This is a genomic window from Picosynechococcus sp. PCC 8807 (assembly GCF_001693295.1).
Classification (GTDB): domain Bacteria; phylum Cyanobacteriota; class Cyanobacteriia; order Cyanobacteriales; family MRBY01; genus MRBY01.
Window position 1 is genome coordinate 1 of the sequence record NZ_CP016484.1, and the last position, 4,625, is coordinate 4,625.

At 42.6% G+C, this 4,625-nt stretch carries 5 protein-coding genes; 3 read left to right on the top strand and 2 right to left on the bottom strand.

What is annotated here, in order from left to right; translation table 11 throughout:
* The first annotated feature begins 186 nt into the window (after positions 1 to 186).
* From AWQ24_RS14625 to AWQ24_RS14635, 3 genes are read left to right on the top strand one after another with little or no spacing between them, the layout of a single operon-like run.
* A complete protein-coding gene (locus tag AWQ24_RS14625) occupies positions 187 to 969 on the top strand; it encodes a protein rep (RefSeq protein WP_232318914.1) in 783 nt (260 codons plus the stop codon).
* 9 nt (positions 970 to 978) lie between these two features.
* Positions 979 to 1,353, top strand: coding sequence for a hypothetical protein (locus tag AWQ24_RS14630; RefSeq protein WP_065717411.1), 375 nt, complete (start codon positions 979 to 981; stop codon positions 1,351 to 1,353).
* 7 nt (positions 1,354 to 1,360) lie between these two features.
* Positions 1,361 to 2,332 (top strand): transcriptional regulator, encoded by a 972-nt coding sequence (locus AWQ24_RS14635; RefSeq protein ID WP_065717412.1) that lies wholly within the window; start codon positions 1,361 to 1,363, stop codon positions 2,330 to 2,332.
* 12 nt (positions 2,333 to 2,344) lie between these two features.
* Here AWQ24_RS14635 and AWQ24_RS14640 read toward each other — a convergent pair whose 3' ends face one another.
* Positions 2,345 to 2,830, bottom strand: coding sequence for a hypothetical protein (locus AWQ24_RS14640; RefSeq protein WP_065717413.1), 486 nt, complete (start codon positions 2,828 to 2,830; stop codon positions 2,345 to 2,347).
* 779 nt (positions 2,831 to 3,609) lie between these two features.
* Positions 3,610 to 4,410, bottom strand: a complete 801-nt coding sequence (locus AWQ24_RS14645; RefSeq protein WP_065717414.1) for a hypothetical protein — start codon at positions 4,408 to 4,410, stop codon at positions 3,610 to 3,612.
* Positions 4,411 to 4,625: the final 215 nt, after the last annotated feature.

The following is a 4,625-nucleotide window of genomic DNA, read 5'->3' on the forward strand; positions in this document are numbered from 1 at the left end:
TTGTTGCCTGATAAATTCAATCAGGGCTGTGATTCTATTGTACAGCCTGATAGATCCGTTGTAAGTAGCTCTCCGGCGCTTAGTGAAATATCTGAGCGGGATAAGCCATGGGACAAACACAGAGGGAATACGGACACGGCAACCAGTCATTACCGAGATACAGAGTTTGATAGATATGCGACTCGGATGACGTTTTGCTCTGAACTACTGGATTTTAAGTTGATCCCCGACCAGTCATCGGGAGAATTAAAGCTAAAACTTTCGTCGGCTAGATTTTGCCGGGTCAGACATTGCCCCGTCTGCCAGTGGCGGCGATCCTTGATGTGGAAGGCTAAGGCATACAAGATACTTCCAAATGTGGTTAACGATTATCCAAAGTATCGTTGGCTGTTTCTGACCCTGACTCAACGAAACTGTCCCATCACTGAGTTAAAGGAAAACCTAACTCTGATGAACAAGGCTTGGCAAAGATTGACCCAGAGAAAGAAATTTCCTGCGGTGGGCTGGATACGGTCAACAGAGGTGACTAGAGGGAAGGACGGGTCAGCTCACCCTCACTTTCATTGTTTGCTGTTGGTTCCCTCCAATTACTTCTCAGGGAAGGGATACATCAAACAGGATGAATGGTGCCAACTGTGGCAGAAGTCCCTAAAGGTCGATTACAAACCGATACTTGATGTTCAGGCCATCAAGCAAGGGAAGCAGCCGATGCAGCTTGTCCCTGAGCTTCTGAAGTATTGCGTCAAAGAATCTGACCTGGTGGCTGACCAGCATTGGTTCCTGGAACTAACCCGACAGATGCACCGAGTTCGCTGTGTCGCCACTGGTGGTGCCCTCAAGGGTTACTTAAAAGCCCTCGAAGAAGAGCCAGAAGACTTGATTGGTGAATCAGATGAAGATGAAGTTGATGAAGGTCATCTCAGATTTGGCTGGAAGCGGAAGGAACGCAGATATAGAATGGTAGAATAGTGATAACAAATGATAACAATGTTATCAAACGAGGTGATTGATATGCCTAAGGGAGGAAAGAGAGAAGGAGCGGGTCGTCCTTCAAGATGGGGGACTGGAAAAATTAAAACTATTCGGGTTCCAGAAGCCATTGCGGATCAAGTCATGGAACTGGCTATAGCTCTCAATGAAGGCAAAAAAGTACATATTGTCACTTCGACTTCCAAGTTGCCTTCTTATGAAAAAATCATAGAATCAAAAGTGTTAGATTTGTCTAGAGTTCCTTTGTCTCAAGTAAGTGGTGAGATCGCTGTAAAACTAACTGACCTGGTTAGAAGCGGATATGAAATACGTCCTAAAAAAGTCTCAGACTTAGTAAAAGCTCGTTTAGGTAGATTATTTTAGGTTTTTTATGGAAATTCGCAAGAAAGACGAGAATGGCATTGAATTTTATACGATTGAGCTGACGGGGCAATCTGGAATGAGTCAGTCAGCTCTGGCTACTTTAGCTGGTGTGTCTGAAGCTGCTATTTCAAATTTAGAAGATACCCTCTTAACCCAGGCCCCTTCTAAATATCTAGAACCCTTTATTGGTAAGCCTTTGACCCTCTTAACCCAGGATGCTGTGATTGATGGGAGGAAACAGGGGAATCTTAAAATTTACAAATCTACCTACTGTGCTGCTGTCCTTCAACATTATGCCGATCCTGAAACAGCTTTAGGGGGTGGATTATCAAAAGAACAAAGGGCTTTGCAAAAGGCGACTGCCACGCGCAGTTGCTTTTTGTTTATGCAGGTAGGGATAGATCTCTGGATTCAGAGGATAACAGGTTGGGATCAGCGATCTCGTGTTGCTCTCCCTCATACAAATGTGTATGTACAGCGCATTGAGCATATGCGTGATCACACTATTGCAGATGATCTTTGGTGTGTTTTTCGGGAGGCGGCTGAACTGCTGCTGCTCATCGAAAAAGATTGGAGAGTACCTATTAATGACTACGATCTTCTGGATGGAAGTATTGGTCGAAAATGGAGTGACTATCGAAAAGGAAAGCCCTGGGCTACAGAAAAAGGAGAATATATTCACCAGTACCGAGATCGGAGAGATGTTAGGTCAGCAGCAGCATACTCATATGATGAGCTTCCATATTTTAGAGCATGGCTAAGAGATGAGTATGTCCCAAATCATCTTCCTAATTACTTAATTACAAAATACGGCAAACAAGCTACTCAGCTTATTTACTCAGAAATTGGGCAATTAACAGATGGACTTTTAGAGCTCAAAATGGTTAAAAGATCTTCTCCTGCTGATGATCAAAATCTAGAGAAGTTCCTAGCAGCTCGACAATTACTTGATGAGAAATTTCTTCAAGCTGATAACTAGATGATAACAATGTTATACAGTAGTAATTTTCCAATAACTCGTGTTTACTTCTTCATCTCTATGGCTAAAATCAATTAGGTTTCCTTTGAATTCTTTTGGCAGTAATTTTTTGTTTTTCCACTTGCTGAGACTTGCTTGACTAGCTATTTTTTCATCTATAACTTGCTGTGTTGTTAAAAGTCTAGTTTCTGATGGCTTTGAAGTATCTGAGGTCTCTTGGGGAGTAGAAAACAAGTCTATCTGTCTTTTTTCATTTTCTAAAGTTTCAGGGATAGTATCATCCCCAAAAACTTTATTTTCGAGCTTCTCCAATCTTTTTAATAGTTCCGAAAATCTCGGAACTGCTTTATTATCTAGAGCCTTACCTTCAAACTCTGTGTAAGCAGCTAATGCTTTTACAAGAACATCGGTTTTAGATTCTCCAGTAGTGTCTCGATGTTTCTCTACGTGATCAAACAAATCTTGAGGGATGCGACCAGAAAAAAATGGATTAGCCATAGTTGTTATCAATACCGATAACAGAAAGATAACACGTTCTACAGTGTGGCGATAACTGTCCGATAACAAAAGTGATAACAGTGTAATAACCTTCAAGTCCGTCAAGGGGGGAAGCAAACTCGCAGTGAACTGTAGTGGTTCACCAGTGGCTTAAATGAGTTTGCGGCCCTTGACGGGTACCAATTGATATCCTCGGCGACTCAGAGGGGAGATGCGGCCAGGGCAAAGCGAACATTCCTTGGCTCTCCCCTCTGATGTCAGCCCCCTATCAATGCCTCTTGGAAGCTTGCCCACTTTTTGCCATATCGTCCAAGGAATACTAATGACGTAGAATTCAATTTTTGCCATGGGCAAGAAAAATAAACCCGTTCTAAAACGGGTTCTTCGTCGAGTTAAACAAGCATCTCCCTACCTTCGGGCCATTTACTGGTTTCTCCGAATTTGGATGCTCTTTTTCTAGTTGACCTACGGTGCTGGCGATTTCACAGTCTTCTAGCACCTGAGCGGTAACAGCACATTGCCAATGTAGCCACCATTCTATTTCAGAGTGGTGGTTTTTCTGATCACAGCCCCACGCGACAGCGTGGGGCACACACACTTCTTGTATTTATATATAACGATTAAACATGGACAAGAAAAATGATTGATTTTTTTGCCGCCAAAAGCAGTTTATTTGTCCTGTTTTTTGGATATAGCAGATGAAATTCTATATTTTATCTGTTGTTTCTTCGAGAAAAGCGATCACCTATTGGTGAAAGCCAGGTAAAGCTGGAAAATGATTAACCTTCATCGCTTTCCTCGGTATCCCCTGGGCCACATTTTTCAATCAATTCATTTACGTTGTCGGCTTCCTGCGGAATGACGTAGATATACTTGACGAGAAACTCGGTTAAGTCCAAGACTTTTTCCGCTAAGTTAATGTCGGGGTCTGTCTCAAGGTCAAAGTGGCTTGCTGGATTCCTTCCGATCCTTAATGCGTTCCCTAGTTGGAGAAATGGGTCTAAAACAGTATTAAATTCGGGTTTATCTTTTAGCTCGTTTTTGAGGTTTCTGTATAGTTTCCCAATGTTGTTCGCACTTTGACCATCTGGAAACTTCAGCTTCCCTATCGCCTCTACAATGCGCCCACAGGCAGAGATGACCAATGATGGTCTATTTTCGTTAAAAGACTGCACCGCTTCTTGATAGGCCTTAAAAATTCGTCTGTTGTCTATTTGGTCTTCCGTAAAGACTTGGGGACGCTCTTTTGGCTTTGGGAGTACCCAAAATTCTTTGCTTCTTTTCCCCTTGCTATGATCTCGCCACATAAGAGCATCAATGATTACAACCGTCGATGTTTTCTGGCATTTGTCCCGTGTACAACGAGCCTTCAGCGTGATTGTCTGTGTTGGGTTATTGAAAGTCACAGCATCTTCACAAATCAATGCCCCCTGAACACCACAATATCCACAGCGACAATCAATGCTTGATGGAACCGCATAGTCTTCAAGTATGCCGTGGGGTTTTATCCCCTTCCACCCATTTCCGTTTTGGATTCGTATTCTGTGCATGAACTGTTTTAACTCAGATTCTAAACTCATAATTCTCCTTCACTTGAATTATGAGGGATAACTCTGATTTTTAAATCGGGGCTTATCCCCTCCCCTGCAAGGCTTTCAGGTAGATTTAGGCGATCAAAGAACAATTGAACTAAGGTGACTATAAATTGCGTAGTTTTAAGGTCACTGAGAAAGGGTAAACCCCGTGATAGAGTTGAGTTACCACACACCAACTTAATCACGGGGTTTAAAAGCCT